This is a genomic window from Acidobacteriota bacterium, from assembly GCA_009838525.1.
In the GTDB taxonomy this organism is placed as follows: domain Bacteria; phylum Acidobacteriota; class Vicinamibacteria; order Vicinamibacterales; family UBA8438; genus VXRJ01.
Map to the genome: position 1 here is coordinate 391,390 of VXRJ01000018.1, position 14,934 is coordinate 406,323.

15 protein-coding genes are annotated in these 14,934 nt (G+C 66.8%); 7 read left to right on the forward strand and 8 right to left on the reverse strand.

Translation table 11 applies throughout. From position 1 onward, the window contains the following. Positions 1 to 59: 59 nt before the first annotated feature. Entirely contained in the window at positions 60 to 1,499 is a 1,440-nt protein-coding gene (locus F4Y45_07660; GenBank protein MXY24383.1) for an anion permease, read from the reverse strand. Between the two features lie 90 nt (positions 1,500 to 1,589). Here F4Y45_07660 and F4Y45_07665 point away from each other — a divergent pair, with 90 nt between their 5' ends. Continuing rightward, positions 1,590 to 2,675: a hypothetical protein gene (locus F4Y45_07665; protein ID MXY24384.1), complete on the forward strand. Its 1,086-nt coding sequence runs from the start codon at positions 1,590 to 1,592 to the stop codon at positions 2,673 to 2,675. 25 nt (positions 2,676 to 2,700) lie between these two features. On the opposite strand, the gene F4Y45_07670 is transcribed toward F4Y45_07665, so the two are convergent. The 3 genes from F4Y45_07670 to F4Y45_07680 are packed head-to-tail and all read right to left on the reverse strand — an operon-like array spanning position 2,701 to position 6,404. Further along, positions 2,701 to 3,990, reverse strand: coding sequence for an alpha/beta hydrolase (locus tag F4Y45_07670; GenBank protein MXY24385.1), 1,290 nt, complete (start codon positions 3,988 to 3,990; stop codon positions 2,701 to 2,703). Positions 3,991 to 3,994: 4 nt separating this feature from the next. Further along, complete coding sequence (locus tag F4Y45_07675) at positions 3,995 to 5,557, reverse strand: 4-coumarate--CoA ligase family protein (GenBank protein MXY24386.1); 1,563 nt, start codon at positions 5,555 to 5,557, stop codon at positions 3,995 to 3,997. 19 nt (positions 5,558 to 5,576) lie between these two features. Further along, positions 5,577 to 6,404, reverse strand: coding sequence for an SDR family oxidoreductase (locus F4Y45_07680; protein MXY24387.1), 828 nt, complete (start codon positions 6,402 to 6,404; stop codon positions 5,577 to 5,579). Positions 6,405 to 7,203: 799 nt separating this feature from the next. Here F4Y45_07680 and F4Y45_07685 point away from each other — a divergent pair. Further along, the gene (locus F4Y45_07685; protein MXY24388.1) at positions 7,204 to 7,737 is read left to right on the forward strand and encodes a carboxymuconolactone decarboxylase family protein; all 534 of its coding nucleotides are present in this window, start codon (positions 7,204 to 7,206) and stop codon (positions 7,735 to 7,737) included. Positions 7,738 to 7,796: 59 nt separating this feature from the next. On the opposite strand, the gene F4Y45_07690 is transcribed toward F4Y45_07685, so the two are convergent. Next, positions 7,797 to 8,084, reverse strand: a complete 288-nt coding sequence (locus F4Y45_07690; GenBank protein MXY24389.1) for a YciI family protein — start codon at positions 8,082 to 8,084, stop codon at positions 7,797 to 7,799. Between the two features lie 37 nt (positions 8,085 to 8,121). Between F4Y45_07690 and F4Y45_07695 the strand changes: the two genes are divergently transcribed. Then, positions 8,122 to 9,450 (forward strand): MFS transporter, encoded by a 1,329-nt coding sequence (locus F4Y45_07695; GenBank protein ID MXY24390.1) that lies wholly within the window; start codon positions 8,122 to 8,124, stop codon positions 9,448 to 9,450. Positions 9,451 to 9,467: 17 nt separating this feature from the next. Here F4Y45_07695 and F4Y45_07700 read toward each other — a convergent pair whose 3' ends face one another. Further along, on the reverse strand, positions 9,468 to 9,779 hold the full coding sequence (locus tag F4Y45_07700; protein ID MXY24391.1) for an FtsX-like permease family protein: 312 nt from the start codon (positions 9,777 to 9,779) through the stop codon (positions 9,468 to 9,470). Further along, on the reverse strand, positions 9,779 to 11,593 hold the full coding sequence (locus F4Y45_07705) for a hypothetical protein (protein ID MXY24392.1): 1,815 nt from the start codon (positions 11,591 to 11,593) through the stop codon (positions 9,779 to 9,781). Before F4Y45_07705 ends, F4Y45_07700 begins: the two co-directional genes overlap by 1 nt. Positions 11,594 to 11,735: 142 nt before the next feature. Between F4Y45_07705 and F4Y45_07710 the strand changes: the two genes are divergently transcribed. Beyond that, positions 11,736 to 12,527, forward strand: coding sequence for a hypothetical protein (locus F4Y45_07710; protein MXY24393.1), 792 nt, complete (start codon positions 11,736 to 11,738; stop codon positions 12,525 to 12,527). A 19-nt stretch (positions 12,528 to 12,546) separates the two neighbouring features. Beyond that, on the forward strand, positions 12,547 to 12,885 hold the full coding sequence (locus F4Y45_07715) for a hypothetical protein (protein MXY24394.1): 339 nt from the start codon (positions 12,547 to 12,549) through the stop codon (positions 12,883 to 12,885). Between the two features lie 33 nt (positions 12,886 to 12,918). Here the strand turns inward: F4Y45_07715 and larA are convergent, their stop codons facing one another. Continuing rightward, positions 12,919 to 14,187, reverse strand: coding sequence for a nickel-dependent lactate racemase (gene larA, locus F4Y45_07720; GenBank protein ID MXY24395.1), 1,269 nt, complete (start codon positions 14,185 to 14,187; stop codon positions 12,919 to 12,921). A 110-nt stretch (positions 14,188 to 14,297) separates the two neighbouring features. On the opposite strand from larA, the gene F4Y45_07725 reads away from it, so the two are divergent. Together F4Y45_07725 and F4Y45_07730 are read left to right on the forward strand one after the other, a co-directional pair. Then, a complete protein-coding gene (locus F4Y45_07725; protein MXY24396.1) occupies positions 14,298 to 14,510 on the forward strand; it encodes a CopG family transcriptional regulator in 213 nt (70 codons plus the stop codon). After that, the gene (locus F4Y45_07730; protein MXY24397.1) at positions 14,507 to 14,905 is read left to right on the forward strand and encodes a PIN domain-containing protein; all 399 of its coding nucleotides are present in this window, start codon (positions 14,507 to 14,509) and stop codon (positions 14,903 to 14,905) included. The genes F4Y45_07725 and F4Y45_07730 overlap by 4 nt, the downstream gene beginning before the upstream one ends. The last annotated feature ends 29 nt before the right edge of the window (positions 14,906 to 14,934 follow it).

The following is a 14,934-nucleotide window of genomic DNA, read 5'->3' on the forward strand; positions in this document are numbered from 1 at the left end:
CACCGAGTGAGGTCCGTTCCCCCTCTCCGGTGCTCTCGCCAACGATTGGCGGGCAGCCGTCACCAGAGACCGAGCAGGCGCCACCACAGGCTCCCGGCGCCCAGCCAGATGGCGATGTTCACCACGCTGATGAGCGCCCCGAGCTTCCACCAGGTGCCGATGTCGACGTTGCCGGAGCCGAAGAGTATGGGTGCGGGCGCGGTGCCGTAGTGCGTCATCGAGGCGAACAGGTTGCTGAAGAAGGCGAGGACGAGGGCGGCGAGAACCGGCGGCGTGCCGACCACGATGGCGAGGGCCAGGAACGGCGCGTACATGGCGCTGACGTGGGCCGTGTTCGACGCGAAGAAGTAGTGCACGTAGAAGTAGATCAGGCTGAGGCTGAGAAAGGCCGGGAGCCAGTGTCGTTCACCCAGCACGCCCGAGACACGCTCGGTGAACCAGTCGAGGAGCCCCAGCTCGCCGAGCTGACTCGCCATCATGACGAGCACGGCAAACCAGATCAGCGTGTTCCACCCGTTCCGTTCGTTGAGGATGTCGTCCCATGCGAGGGCGCCGGTGGCGAGCATGGCGGCCACTCCGGCCAGCGCCGTCGCGGTGGCGTTGACGCCGAGCACGCCGCCGAAGATCCAGAGGGTCAGCAGAAGGAAGAAGACGGCCAGCAGCACCCACTCGTCGCGTGACATCGCGCCCATTTCGCGGAGCCGCTCCCGCGCCAGTTCCGGCGCCTCCGGCGTGCGCGTGATCTCCGGCGGATAGAGGCGGTAGATGAGCAGGGGCACTACGAGCAGGCTGAGCACGCCGGGCACGAATCCCGCCATGGCCCAAAGCGCCCAGGAGATCTCGACCCCCTGCTGCGCCGCAAGCTCCGCCGCCAACGGGTTGGCGGCCATCGCGGTGAGAAACATCGCGCTGGTGATGACCACGCCCTGGTAGGCGGTGAACGTCAGGAAGCCGGCGATCCGGCGCTGCGTGCCGAGGGCCGCGTCGCTTCCGAGGGAAACGCAGAGGGACTTGACAATGGGGAAGATGACGGCGCCGGCGCGGGCCGTGTTGCTGGGAATGGCCGGCGCCAGGAACAGGTCCGTCGCGACGAAACCGTAGGCGAGCCCGAGACTCCGTTTTCCGAGCAGGCGCATGAAGTGGTACGCGATGCGCGTGCCGAGGCCGGTCTTGACGAAGGCGGTCGCTATGAAGAACGCCGCCACGACCAGCCAGACGACGGTGTTGCCGAAACCGGCGGTCGCCTCGCCAATCGTCAGCGTTCCGGAGAGCACGGCGAACGACACCGACACGAAGGCGAGCGCGCCCATGGGCATCGGCCGCATGACAATCCCGACCATCGTCGCGACGAAGATGGCAAGGAGTTGCCAGGCCCGCGGCTGCACGCCTTCCGGTACCGGGATGAGCCAGAGAAGAGCACCGACGAGAGCCACGAGCGCGAGGCGGGTGGCGTCGACGCGTGGAGCTCGACCGATAGACGTCAACGCCGCGCCACCCATCCGCAACTGCGACCTGGAGCCAAGGGAATGCCAGTGTAGTGCAGGTCGCGGTGTTATCCTGTCGCGATCGCGATCCGGGAGGGGGGCGTCATGAGCAGGGCAAGGTACGCAGCGCTCGGGTTGGTAGCACTGATTGCCGTGGGTTGCGGCGCGCCGGCGCCGGAACCAGCTCCCGAGCCGGAACCTGAGGCGGACGCCGCTCCGGACCCGCCGCAGTTCGCCGTCACCGGGGAGCACCCGTGCGACCCGGTCGGAGAGGTTCGGTTCATCTGCGACATGGTCAGTCCCGAGGACATTGCCGTGATTCCCGGGGCGGAGTGGGCGATTGCGTCAGGCGCTCGGGAGGGGGGCCGCATCCACCTGCTGAACGTGGCCGACAAGACGTCGACCCTGCTGTACCCGACACCGTCCAGCGAGCACCGGCTGGATGCCGAACGGTATCCGAACTGCCCCGGCCCGCTCGATCTCGCCGAAGCCGAAACGTCCCGGCCCCACGGGCTCTACCTTGATCCGGGGTCCGGCAGCATTCACACCCTGCTGGTGGTTCATCACGGCCCGCGGGAGTCCATCGAGTTCTTTGAGGTAGATGCCGGGGGTGAGCAGCCGACCCTGACCTGGACCGGGTGCGCGGTGGCTCCCGAGGGCGCGAATCTCAACTCGGTCGTCGCCCTGCCCGGAGGCGGGTTCGCCACGACGAATGCCGGAATCGGTGTTTGGGAGTGGCATGCCGACAGTGGCTGGGAGGTTATTCCGGGGAGCGAGGACACCGCCGCGAACGGCATCGAGGTGTCGGCGGACGGGGAAGTGCTCTACATCGCGGGATGGGCGGAGGAGAAGCTGACGCGCTTGTCGCGCGGCCGGACACCGATGGAAAAGGAAGTCATCCAGCTCGGATTCCGGCCCGACAATTTGCGCATGGCGCTCGACGGCTCCGTGATCTTCGCCGCGGGTCACACCGACAGGGACGGGAATTCGATCACCGATCCCCGCGAGCCGACGCTTGAGACGAGCAACGTGGCCGCCATCGATCCGGAGACGCTGGAATTCGAGCGCATCCTCGTGCAACCGGCGATGGCAGGGTTCATAGCATCGACCACCGCCATTCAGATCGGCGATGAAATGTGGCTGGGGTCGTACCGCGGGGACCGGCTCGCCTACCTTCCGGCCCCGGAGTAGCCGTTCGGATCGGACAAGGCGCCAGTTACAGGGAGCGCAGGAAATCGAGCACGAGCCGGTTGACCTCGGCTGACTTCTCCTGCTGCACCCAGTGGCCGGCGCCGTCGAGCAAGTGCAGTCCGCGAAGGTCGGTGCAGGCCTGCGTCTCCATCCGTTCGAGGGCCCCCGGCCGCTGGTGGATGCCCCAGTCGTGCGCCCCGGCGATGAAGAGCGAGGGCTGGTCGATGGTCCGTCCGGCGAACACCTGGAGGTCGGCGTTGATGCCGCCTCCGAAAATGGACGATACGGAACTCACGCTGCGATACCACTGCAGCCCGCCCTGGAACCCCGTTCTCTCGTACTCCGCGCTGTAGACCCGCAGCTCGTCGTCCGGCAGCCACTCGCAGGCGGCAATCTCTGCCGGCGACGGCATGTGTTCGGCGACCGTCTCCGCCATCCCCCGGCCGAGGTTCAGGACGTAGTAGCGGGGGAGGCGGGCCAGCGCGGCGGCAGACCATTCCCCTAGCGGCTCCGGTTGATTGCCGCTCCAGTCGGCGCTCTTCATGTGGTAGTAGGCGCGCAGAAAGTCGTGCACGCCCTGCGGCGCTCGCCACAGGTCATCGTTCGCCTCGCGCGTGGCGTAGAACCGGCGATAGTGCCAGCGGGGCGGATCAAGAGCCGCCAGGTCGGCGTCGATATCGGTTGCGGGGGCGTCAGCCGCCTCGCGGCCGGGTGACCCGTCGGCGGTGCCGAACGGCAGCCTCGCCGTCCCACCGAACGGCGCGCTCATCAGGACGACGGATCGGAACACGTCCGGACGCGCGATGGCGCACCACGATGCCACCAGGGAGCCGAAGTCGTGGCCGGCGAGATGAATCTCGCGATAGCCAAATGCCGACACCAGCGAGAGCATGTCGCGCACCTCGTTCAGCATCCGGAACGGTCGCAGGTCGTCGTCATAGCGAACATCGGTACTGGCGGTGCGCCCGTAGCCGCGCAGGTCCGGCGCGAGGACGTGATAGCCGGCGTGGGCGAGGGCCGGAATCAGCCGCCGCCAGCTATAGGCAAGCTCGGGGAATCCATGCAGCAGCAGGACGCCCGCCCGCGCGGTCGCGCGCCCGCCCGCTTCCAGAACATGCATGCGGATACCGTTAACGTTGCTGACGAACCGGGATCGCACGCCAGGCGGTAGCACGTCGTCAGCATACGGGCTGGCCGCATCGCGCTGGGTGGTGACGCCGGCGGCGGCGTGGGCGCGGGAAGCTCCCGCGGCGCCTACGATTCCGGCTGCGGCGCCCCGCAGAAGCTGCCTCCGCGTGAGCGGCGGGGAGGGCATGGGATCACGCCCGGGCGCGCTCGCGTTCCACCAGTTGTCTCCGGAGGATCTTGCCGGAGGGGACCTTGGGAATAGCCTCGACGAACTCCACCCGGCGGACCTTCTTGTGGGGCGCCACATGCCGGGCAACGTGGGACATGATGTCGTCCGCCGTCGCCTGCGAGCCCGGACGGAGGACGACGAACGCCTTGGGAACCTCGCCCGCCTCCTCGTCGGGACTCGGGATGACCGCGGCGTCGGCGACGGCCGGGTGGGACTGAACCGCCGCCTCCAGTTCCGCCGGGGCGATCGGGAAGCCCTTGTACTTGATCAGTTCCTTCAGGCGGTCGACGACGTACAGGTAGCCGTCGGCATCCGCCTTGCCGATGTCACCCGTATGGAGCCAGCCGTCGGCGTCAATCATGCTGCGGGTCGCCTCCTCGTTGTGGAGGTAGCCCTTCATCACCTGCGGGCCGCGCACCCAGACTTCGCCCAGCTCTCCCGCGGCGGCGTCCTCTCCGGTCTCGATGTCGACAATCCGCCATTCGGTGTTCGGAAGCGACGTCCCCACCGACGTGATGCGCAGCTCGCGGCTCATCGGGTTGGTGTGGGTCACCGGGCTCGACTCGGTCAGGCCATAGCCTTGGCGGACCAGCATGTTGTTGCGGGTCGCCGCGCCCTTCGCGACCGACTCGGGCAGCGGCGCGGCGCCCGACATCACATCGCGCAACGAGGAGATGTCGAACTGATCGACCGCCGGGTGTTTCGCCAGCGCGAGGACGATGGGCGGCACCAGGTAGCCGGTCGTCACCTTGTACTGCTGGATGAGGCCGAGGAACTGTTCCAGATCGAAGCGCGGCATCGTGACGATCGTGGCCCCGGCGCGCAGCGCGGCGTTCATGATCACCGTCATGCCGTAGATGTGGTAGAACGGCAGGATTCCGATCAGGACGCTGTCCGAGTCGATCCCCTCCACGGCATCGATCTGCGACAGGTTGGCCACCAGGTTGAAATGCGTGAGCATGACGCCCTTCGGCATGCCGGTGGTGCCGCTGGAGTACGGCAACGCAACCAGATCCTCGCGGGGATCGAACTCTATTGCCGGCGGATCGCCTCCGCCCAACAGCGTCGCGAACGGCGTCGCCGCCTCCGCCTCGCCGAAGACGAATATCTCCTCGACGTCAGTTCCCCTGGCGCCCTCGCTGGCCGACGTGAGGAACTGCGGAATCGTGAGCAGGAACTTGGCGCCCGAGTCGGACAGTTGGCGGTGCACTTCCTCAGCGGTGTAGAGCGGGTTCATCGTCGTCACCGCGCCCCCCGCCATGGCCACGCCGTGAAAGGCGACCGCGTACTCCGGCAGATTCGGGCTGAAGATGGCGAAGACGTCGCCCTTCGAGAACCCGCGCGCAGCCAGACCGCCTGCGACGGCACGCACGGCGCCGCGCAACTGGGCGTAGGTAAGCGCGCGTCCCGACGGACCGTCGATCAGCGCCGGCTTGTCGGGCCACTGATCGACCCGCTCCAGCAGCATGTCGTGCAGCGGCCGGAGAGGAATCTCGATGGTGGGGAAGGGGCTCGTGTAGATCATGGCTCGACTCCCGTCCGGATCAGCCGGTGGTCACGGTTGGCGCGGACGCGCCACGGCGGGTGAGATGCGTGCCGCCGTCGACCGGGATGACCGCTCCGTTCGTATAGGCGCCGGCGGCTGAGGCGAGGTAGATCGCAATCCCCGCCATGTCTTCCAGCCGGCCGATCCGGCCCAGTGGACACGCGTCGACGATGTTCCGACCGTAGGCTTCCAGAATGCCCGCGGTCATCTTGCTTTCGAAGAAGCCCGGGGCGACCGCGTTCACGGTGATTCGGCGAGGACCCAGCTCGACCGCGAGCGTCTTCGTCAGATGATGCACCGCCGCCTTGCTCGCGGAGTAGGCGAACGTGCCCGCTTCGAGCAGTTGCGGCACATGAATGCCGTCGATGGAGCCGACGACGATGACCCGGGCGGGGTCGTTGTCCGTCGCCGCCTGCTCCAGCAGAGGTGTCAGGTCGCGGGTCAAAAGAAACGGCGCCTTCACGTTGAGATCCAGCAACTTGTCGAACGCCGACTCGGGATACTCGGCGTACGGCGCGCCCCACGCGGCGCCGGCGTTGTTGATCAGGATGTGGAGACGATCCTCACGTGCACGGAACGCTTCGAGCAGGGCGGCGCGGCCGTCGGCGGTGGCCACGTTCGCCGGGAGCGCTTCGCACCGGCCGAGGGGAGACAACGCCGCTGCCGTACGCTCGCACGGGCCGGACTTTCGCGCCGTGAGATAGACCGACGCGCCAGCGCGAAGCAGGCCTTCCGCCATCATCCGGCCGATCCCTCGGGACCCACCGGTCACCAGCGCTACTTTGCCGTCGAGAGAGAAGAGCGAGGAGAGAGCCAACTCCGACATCGGGAAGGCTGATTCTAGCAGCCCACGGGCCGCGGTCAGCCCATGGACGACTCGTGCGGACCCCGGTCGGCCGGCGGTGCGTCCCGCCGGAGCGGCGTATCATGGGTCCGTGTCAAGAAGCGCAATCGTTGTGGCAGGCGCCCTTCTGACTTTCCTGACGCTGGCCGGCACGGTGGCCGGGCAGGGCCGGGTTACGCCGATCGGACCCGACGACGACGCGTGGACGGAGGATGTCCGTGCCGGCATAGAGACCTGGGGCGTCCATCCGGACGAGGCAACCCTGTTGCTCCGGAAGCTGGCACAGCATCCGCCGGCGCTCCACGGTCTCGGACCACTCGCTCGCTACCTGCGTCAGCGCTCGACGGTGCCCGTAGTGGATGGGCTCCTGATCGGGCTGCGGCTGGCGTGGCTCTGCCAATCGGAGGCTCTGTGGGCGGAACTGGCGGCCGAGGCGCGAACCTACGGCCTGGGAGACGCCGACCTGCGCCGTGTCGCGGAAGGGACGGACGCCGGATGGGGGGTCTGGGACGGCGCCATGCTTCGCGTGGCGGATCAGATCTACCGCTACGCCATGCTTCAGGATGACACCTGGGCGGTGCTGGCCGATCGGTACAACACGCAGCAGATGATCGACGTGATCTTTACTGCCGCGGAGTACATCCTGCTGTCGATGCTTGCCAACAGTCTCGGGGTGGAACCGGACGAACGGTTCGGCGACCGGCTCCCCACTGGCGTGCGCCGCGCCATGGAGCCGGCGGGGCCGCCTCCGTCGCCGCTTGCCGAGCCTCGCTTCGACCCGATGCCGCGTAGCGAGTGGAGCGAAGAGGTGCGTGAGCTGCTCGACCCGCGAAGCGAAGGTGGTCCGGTCCTCAACTTGTATGCGACGCTGGCGCGGCATCCGGTTTTCTACCGGCCGCGCGCCGTGCAGTCGGCCTACATCCGGCTCGGCGCGACACTGACGCCGCGCGCCCGCGAGATCCTGATTCTCCGGATCGGTTGGCTCTGCGGCTCCGAGTACGAGTGGTCGCAGCACGTCCGTGTGGCGCGCCGCATCGGTATGAGCGACGACGAGATCCGGCGCATTGCGGTGGGGGCCGATGCGCCAGGCTGGGATCCACTGGAGGCGGCGCTGATCCGCGCGACGGATGAGCTGCACCGCGACGACACCATCAGTAACCGCACCTGGCAGGAGTTGTCCGATGACTACGGCATTCCCGAGTTGATCGATGTCGTGATCACGGTGGCGGGCTACCGGATGGTCTCCATTGCGCTCAACTCGCTTGGCATCCAGCTTGAGCCGGACCGGCCGCGTTTTCCTGACGTGGCGCGCTAGCGGATCCGGCCCACGCGCGATGTCGTCGGGGCAGCCCCGTGGCGTCTTGGAGCTGCCGTTTACGCCTTCGGATATATCTGCCGGGTTTCGACGACATCGTAGTGATCGAATACTCCGTTCGTCACGTACGGATCGCGCCCGAAGGTCTCCTTTGCCGCTTCGAGATCTTCCGCTTCAAGGATGATCAGGCTGCCCACTACTTCCGTATTCTCGTTCAGGAGCGGTCCGCCATACCGGACGCGCCGGGCTGCTTCAAGACCGTCCATATGTTGGATGTGCGCGGGGCGTATCTCCCGGCGCCGTTCCAGATCAGGAAGGTCACGGGCAATCAGGGCAAAGAGCGGCATGGTTTGATTCCTCCGGTTGGCCTTATCTTATTGGAACGTGACTTCCTCGACCCCGCCGCCATCGCCACCGGGCGCGCCGCCTGCCCAACCCCTCGAGGCTCCGGAGCCCGCCAGCCGCGCAACAGTCTGGTCCTGGTGTCTCTACGACTGGGCCAACTCCGCGTTCACGACCCTGGTCGTCACTTTCATCTATTCCGCCTACTTCACTGCCGCGTTCGCGGACGACCCGGGCCGGGGCACTGCCCTGTGGTCGCGGGCCATCATGGTGAGCGCCATCGCCATCGCGCTGCTGGCGCCGATTGCGGGCGCGCTGGCCGACCGGGGCGGCCGGAGGAAGTACCTCATTCTCTGTTCGCTCGTCTGCGTCGTCACTACCGCGGCGCTCACGTTCGTGACGCCCGGAATGGCGAACAGCGTTCTGATTGCCCTCGGCGTCTTCGTCCTCGCCAATGTCGCTTTCGAGCTGGGGCTGGTCTTCTACAACGCCTTCCTGCCTTCGATCGCGCCGGCTGACCGCATCGGGCGGATCTCCGGTTACGGGTGGGGCCTCGGATACGGGGGGGGCCTGATGGCCTTGGTTGCGGCGCTCGTCGTCTTTGTCCCGGAGACGCCACTCTTCGGCATTTCGACCGAGCAGGGCTTCAACCTGCGCGCCACGAACCTCCTCGTCGCCGGTTGGTTTCTGCTGTTCAGCATTCCGGCGTTCGTCTTCCTGAAGGACGACTGGACCCCGGGTGGCGTCAGCATCGTCCGGGCCTTCAGCGATCTGGCCGTCACCGCGCGCCACATGCGGCGGTATCGGCAGGTCGTGATGTTCCTGCTGGCGCGTCTCTTCTACAACGACGGCCTGGTGACGATCTTCGCGTTCGGGGGAATCTACGCGGTCGGGACGTTTGGGTTCACGTTCACCGAGCTCGTGACCTTCGGGATCGTGATCAACGTCGGAGCCGGCCTGGGCGCCCTCGCCTTCGGCTTTCTCGACGACTGGATCGGCGGTCGCGCGACGATCGCGCTCAGCGTGCTCGCGCTGGCGATTGCGACCATCGTGGCTGCCGTCGCCCCCAACCAGACGTGGTTCTGGGTGGCCGCGGTGCTCGTCGGCGTCTTTGCCGGCCCGAACCAGTCCGCCAGCAGGTCGCTCATGGCGCGCTTCGTGCCGTCCAGGCACGAGTCGGAGTTCTTCGGATTCTTCGCGTTCTCAGGCAAGGTGACGTCGTTTCTCGGGCCGGCGCTCCTCGGGGTGCTGAGCGACCTTTACAGCCAACGGGTTGGGGTAGCCAGCCTGCTCGTGTTCTTCGTGGTGGGTGGTCTGCTGCTTTGGCGAGTCGACGAGCGCCAAGCCATCGCGGATGCGCGCTCGGCCTAGCAGCCCCGCGCCGGGAGTCATTCGCGTCGAAGCGCGGAGGCGGTGTCCAGGTGCGCCGCTCGCCGCGCCGGCACGTCGCAGGCCAAGCCGCCAGTCAGCAGCAGGCCAATCAGGCTCACCCCCAGCGTCGTGATGTCGTGCGGGGCGATCCCGTACAGCTGGCTTGCCAGCAATCTCATTAGTGGAACGGTGGCAGCCAGACCGAGCAGCGCGCCGGCGGCCATGAGCCGCATCCCCTGGGTCAGTACCATCCAGCGTATGGAAGTCTCACGGGCGCCGAGCGCCACCCGGATGGCCAGTTCGCGCGTCCGTCGCGCAATCGCCAGCATCAGGACGCCGTACAGCCGTAGCGTACGTCGTCCACGACGCCGATCACGGTCCGATCCCTTCCACTCCGAGGAAACGTGAGCACGCGTCCGACCGCCGGGCGACCCGGCCAGAGACGTTCCGCCAACGAGCGATTGACCACGGCGACGGGCGTGGATTCGGCATGATCTTCCGAAGTGAACTCCCGGCCCTCCAGCACGGCAATGCCGAGCGTGCCGAAGTAGTCCGCGGAGACCACGTTCCCGGAAACCTCCGTTGAGGTTTCCGGGGTCTCCACCGCGACGGACAGTTGAAAGATGCTGAGCGGGCTATGCCACCCGAGTGCCGCCGACGTGACCAGTCCGCTGTTCCGCAGCTCGGCGAGGAGTCGCCGATAAAAGACATGCCCCTCGGCTTCCGAATAGTCGGCGGTATGCAGTTGTGCGGTCAGGACGTTCTCCGGGGCGAATCCGGACGGCGTCGAGGCGACGCCGTGGGCGCTGCGCAGCAGAAGCGCCGCGGCGACGACCAGGACACAGGACACCGTTACCTGCCCGGCCACCAGCGCAGACTGGCGACGGCCACGGCCCGTCACTCTGGCGTCCGGTGCTCCTGGGAATGAGGGTAGCCGAACCGCCGTCATCAGCAGCAAGCCAAGGCAGACGAGCACGCATGTCGCGCCGGCGACGGCCAGCATCCAGAGCAGGACGCCAGGTTGCAGGGCCCCTGACGGTCCCAGCGGCGCAAGTTGCGGCAACGCCGAGACGGCCAGCCCCACCCACCGCAACAACATCAAGGCCGCGAGCACGCTGGCGCCCACGAGTATCAGCAGCTCGGCGGCGAGCGGACGAATGAGGGCGAAGCGCGATGCCCCCAGGGCGCGCCGCACTGCCAGATCATGCGCCTGTTCGGCGCCGCGCGTCAGCAGCAACAGGACCAGGTTGGAGCAGGTGGCAAGGAGAAAAACCCCCGCGATCAGCGCGAGGAAGGTGAGGAACCGGGCAGCCTCCCGGTGATACCCGGGCCCGAGGCGAGCGTGATTGATCGACCGGGCGACGAACCGCCAGTTCTCGGTTCGTGCGGCGGCCACGTCGGCCGGCAAACGCTCCTTGGCAAGCGCTGCCAGCACCGAGGCGTCACTGCGCGACGTGGACGGGCGCAACCGGCCGGCCGTGTACAGCCAGCGCGCTGCCGGGCCGAGGAGCATGGCGGCACTGTCGGGCAGGAGTTGGGGCAAAGCTGACAGGGGGACCCAGAAGTCCGGCTCGTGAGCCGGACCCGAGAGCGGATTCGCGGCAATGCCGACGACGGTGAATGCACGTGGCCCCAGGCGAACGGTGCGGCCGACGAGGTCGGGATCCCGGCCGAATCGCGTCGTCCAGGCGCGTTGAGACATCACGGCCACGGCCGCGGCGCCTGGGTCGTGGTCGGGCGGGGCCAGCGGGCGGCCGTACACCGGGGCCACGCTCAACAGGGAGAAGAAGTTGTCGGACACCAGCGCGACGTTCGCCCGCGTCGGCGCGCCACCGGCGACGAGCGTGAAATCGAACTGCCCAAAGGTCGCGAGGAAGAACGCCTCCGTTCCCACGTCGCGCAACTGCACGTACTCGGGGTGGCTGAGGGGCGAGAAGCGGCCGTCGTCGACCTGGATCTGCAGGGTGAAAAGCCGCTCCGATTGGGTCGGGTCCAGCGGGCGCCAGAAATGCCGATCAAATGTCGCCAGCACGACGGCGGGGATGCCGAAGGCGAGCGCCAGCGTCAACACCATGGTCGCGGAGAAGGCACGGTGGCGGACCAGCGAACCCAGTGCGCGGCGGAAACCACCCGGCGTACTCATCGACAATGGCGGCCTGCATGATTGCCGAACCGCGGATGTTCGGCAACTTCAGTCACTGCCGGACCCGACGGATTCAAATCTGCCGATAAGTGGTGGTAGAGTAGCGCCGATACCGAATCGGAGGAATCCGATGGAGGTTGTCATGAGAAGAAGAACGATTCGGCGGATCGTGGCTGCAGGTGTTGCGATGGCTGTCGCGGTGTTGCTTCTGGCGGGCCTTCCGTCGGGGATCGACGCCCAGGAAGCGGAAGTCTGGCCGTGGATGCGCGTCGACATCGTGCAGGTACTTCCCCGTGAGTTGGATGAGTACATAGAAATCCAGCTGGAGGAGGTTAACCCGGGCCTCCGGCGCGCGGGGGTTCCGTGGCGCTCGGCGTGGAGCACGGCCGAATTCGGCAACACCTACGAGCGGCATTTCGTGACACCGATCGGCAGCATGGGCGAGTACGACACCGGGGGACCACTCGCGCGCGCCATGGATCCGGATCGCCTGGCGCGGATCCGTGATCGCGTGCGCCGGACTCTGGCCAGCCGGCAGAGTTACGCTATCCAGTACCATCCCGAACTGAGTGTCGAGTCGGACGATGTGAGCGGACTGTCGCTTGCGCGCGTCACGACGGTGCAGGTGGCGCCGGGGCGGGTCAGCGACTGGAGGAGTTTCCTCCTGGACAATGTGCCGCAGTTCGAGGCCGCCAACGTCGTCTTCGGTGTCTATGAGCGCTACTTTGGCCCCGGCCCATCCACTTGGCAGATCGTCGAGAACCACGCCAGTTTCGCTGAACTGGACGAGCCGGGAATCCTTGCCCGCACGTTCGGTGAGCGCGTGGACGAAGTGGCGTCGCAGTTGTCGGGCATGCTCCTTTCCGTGGAGCGGACCGTCCTGCGGTATGACCCGGAATTGAGCTTCTCCGCGGCGGCGGGCGGCTCGCAGTAGAAGGAGTCGCGGTCGCGGCATGTATCTCTGGTTCGTCGTCTTTCACATCGCTGCGGCGATGTTCCTCGTGGGAGCCTCCTACGCCGCGCTCGCGGCGCCGCTACCGGAACACCGGCGCCCCCTCCTCATGCGGTCGGGCATCATGGCCCTGATCGTCTTCGTCAGCGGCTTCGGCATCCACGGCATGCAGCGCATGCCATGGGAAGGATGGGTGATCGTGAAGATCGCCTGCTGGGTCGTACTGGCGATGATCGTGCCGCTTGCGTTTCGCCGGCCCGGGAACGTCGCGGCGCTGCGCTGGATCACGGCCGGAGCCGTCGCGGTGGCCGTGATCATGGCGATCATCCGGCCGTTCTGACGTCCGGGAAGCACCCGCGACCCGCAGCGCCAGTCAGCCGGCGAGATAGGGAATCGTCTGCGGCCCCTCCGGCAGCACGCAGAGCCGCGCGTCCGGTCCGGCCCTTTCGAGTTGCTCGCGCGCCGTCGCCTCCACGTTGTTGGTCGGCGTGAGGTGCGCCGCGCGGACATCGTTGGCGGACAGACCGTCGGCCTTCAGGAAGACCCGGGCGCGTTGCTGTATCTGCGCCTGGATCTGCACTTCCCACTGATCGTGCCGGTTGTGGCCCGGGGCGCAGATCATCTCGAGTAGCGCCTCGGGAGAGTCACGCGCCTCGAGGATCGACTTGTACTCCCCGTGCGACGGCAGCCCGTCAGCGCACTCGGCGGCGCAGACGATCGCACCGCCCGTCCTGACCACCTGGGCGGCGGCCGACATCCCCTTGACGCTTTGGTAGAGGTTCTGATCGAGCGGGTAGCCGCTGTTGGTCGTGACGACGACGTCGAACGGTGCGTCGAACCCCTGCATGGCGCTCCGGCGCACGCGTTCCGCCATTGCCTTGTGGACGGCAAAGATCTCGCCGGCCGCGACGCTCGTAATCTGCCGGTCGCGGTTGATCGCAACATCGACGCTGAAGTGGACGCCAACCTTGGCGGCGATCCGTCGGATCGCGTCATGAATGGGGTTTCCGACGGTGACCCCCCATCGTGCGTTCGGGCTGGCGATCATCTCCGCGTCGTGCAAACGCATCGTCGTCCGGAAGCCGGCCAACCCGGGGGCAACCAGCTTCGGTCCGCCGCTGAAGCCCGCGAAGAAATGCGGTTCGACGAAGCCGGTGGTGATTCGGATGTCCGCATCGACCCAGTGGCGATTGAGCCAGACCGGCACCCGGGGAGGCACTTCCCCCAGATGAACCAACATGTCCTCGTCGAAGGCGCTGTGGTTGACGATGGGGTAGCGGTCGACGATCGGCGCGCCCAGCATCTCAACCAGTTCGTCGCGCGTGTTCGCGCGGTGCGTGCCGGCCGCGATGAGGATGACGATCTGCTCGTCGGGCACGTGTGACAGTTCATCGAGCAGCACCGGCAGCAGCCGCTCGCTCGGCATCGGGCGCGTGATGTCGCAGACCGAGATCGCGACCGTCTGGTCGGACTTGACGAGGGAGTCGAGCGGTGGCTTGCCGGTCGGCATTCGGAGTGCGCGGCGGATGGCGCCTGCCTCGTCCGGCAGCCCGTCCACGTAGGACGGTTCGATGACCGTCGTTCGGTCGCCAGGAAGATCGACCGGCATCCGCCCGCGGCCGTAGGCGAGTTCGACCCTCACGGCGGCATCATACCGCGCGTTGGGATCGGGTGTGGCCACGCTTGATCGGGACTCGTAGCCTCAAAGGTCCTACACATGCATAGCAATAGTGATGTATCATTCATTCATTCATGAAGCGCTTGCAGATCATGATCGACGAGGAACTGGACGAGGCGCTGGAGCGTCAAGCCCGCGAGGAGGGTTCCTCGAAGGCCGCGCTCATCCGTCGTTTCGTGCGGAGCAACGTCAGCTCTTTGCCGGCTTTGGAGGATGATCCTCTGGGTCGCTGGATTGGCGGAGATAGCTTCGATCCCGAGCCGGTGGACGAGGTCGTCTATCGGTGATCTTCGTCGATACCTCGTTCTGGGTCGCCTTGCGCAACACGCGTGATGGCCATCACGACACGGCAAGGCAACTTGCCGCCCTCTATGCTGACGGCAACCTCGTGACGTCAAACCAGGTTCGGGGCGAGACCTGGACCTTTCTGCGTCGCAAGGCGGGGCATCGTGCTGCGGTGACGTTCCTGGACATGCTCGATGCAAGTTCCAGGGTACAGATCGCCTGGATTGACAAGGAGACCGAGGAAACTGCCATCCGATGGTTGCGCCGTCACGACGAGCGTGAATTCTCGATCGTAGACGCCACTAGCTTCGCGTTCATGAGAGCCAACCGCATCGGTAGGGTGCTCGCCTTCGATGGTGACTTCCAAGCCGCAGGTTTCGTCGAACTTCGACCGTAGCGATTGAGCTGGTGTGCTCGCCGTCGGGC

Bases quoted from the DNA above. Each gene is read 5' to 3' on its own strand.
- F4Y45_07660 (MXY24383.1), bottom strand. From the start codon at position 1,499: ATGGGTGGCGCGGCGTTGACGTCTATCGGTCGAGCTCCACGCGTCGAC.
- F4Y45_07665 (MXY24384.1), top strand. From the start codon at position 1,590: ATGAGCAGGGCAAGGTACGCAGCGCTCGGGTTGGTAGCACTGATTGCC.
- F4Y45_07670 (MXY24385.1), bottom strand. From the start codon at position 3,990: ATGCCCTCCCCGCCGCTCACGCGGAGGCAGCTTCTGCGGGGCGCCGCA.
- F4Y45_07675 (MXY24386.1), bottom strand. From the start codon at position 5,557: ATGATCTACACGAGCCCCTTCCCCACCATCGAGATTCCTCTCCGGCCG.
- F4Y45_07680 (MXY24387.1), bottom strand. From the start codon at position 6,404: ATGTCGGAGTTGGCTCTCTCCTCGCTCTTCTCTCTCGACGGCAAAGTA.
- F4Y45_07685 (MXY24388.1), top strand. From the start codon at position 7,204: ATGCCGCGTAGCGAGTGGAGCGAAGAGGTGCGTGAGCTGCTCGACCCG.
- F4Y45_07690 (MXY24389.1), bottom strand. From the start codon at position 8,084: ATGCCGCTCTTTGCCCTGATTGCCCGTGACCTTCCTGATCTGGAACGG.
- F4Y45_07700 (MXY24391.1), bottom strand. From the start codon at position 9,779: ATGCTGGCGATTGCGCGACGGACGCGCGAACTGGCCATCCGGGTGGCG.
- F4Y45_07705 (MXY24392.1), bottom strand. From the start codon at position 11,593: ATGAGTACGCCGGGTGGTTTCCGCCGCGCACTGGGTTCGCTGGTCCGC.
- F4Y45_07710 (MXY24393.1), top strand. From the start codon at position 11,736: ATGAGAAGAAGAACGATTCGGCGGATCGTGGCTGCAGGTGTTGCGATG.
- F4Y45_07715 (MXY24394.1), top strand. From the start codon at position 12,547: ATGTATCTCTGGTTCGTCGTCTTTCACATCGCTGCGGCGATGTTCCTC.
- F4Y45_07725 (MXY24396.1), top strand. From the start codon at position 14,298: ATGAAGCGCTTGCAGATCATGATCGACGAGGAACTGGACGAGGCGCTG.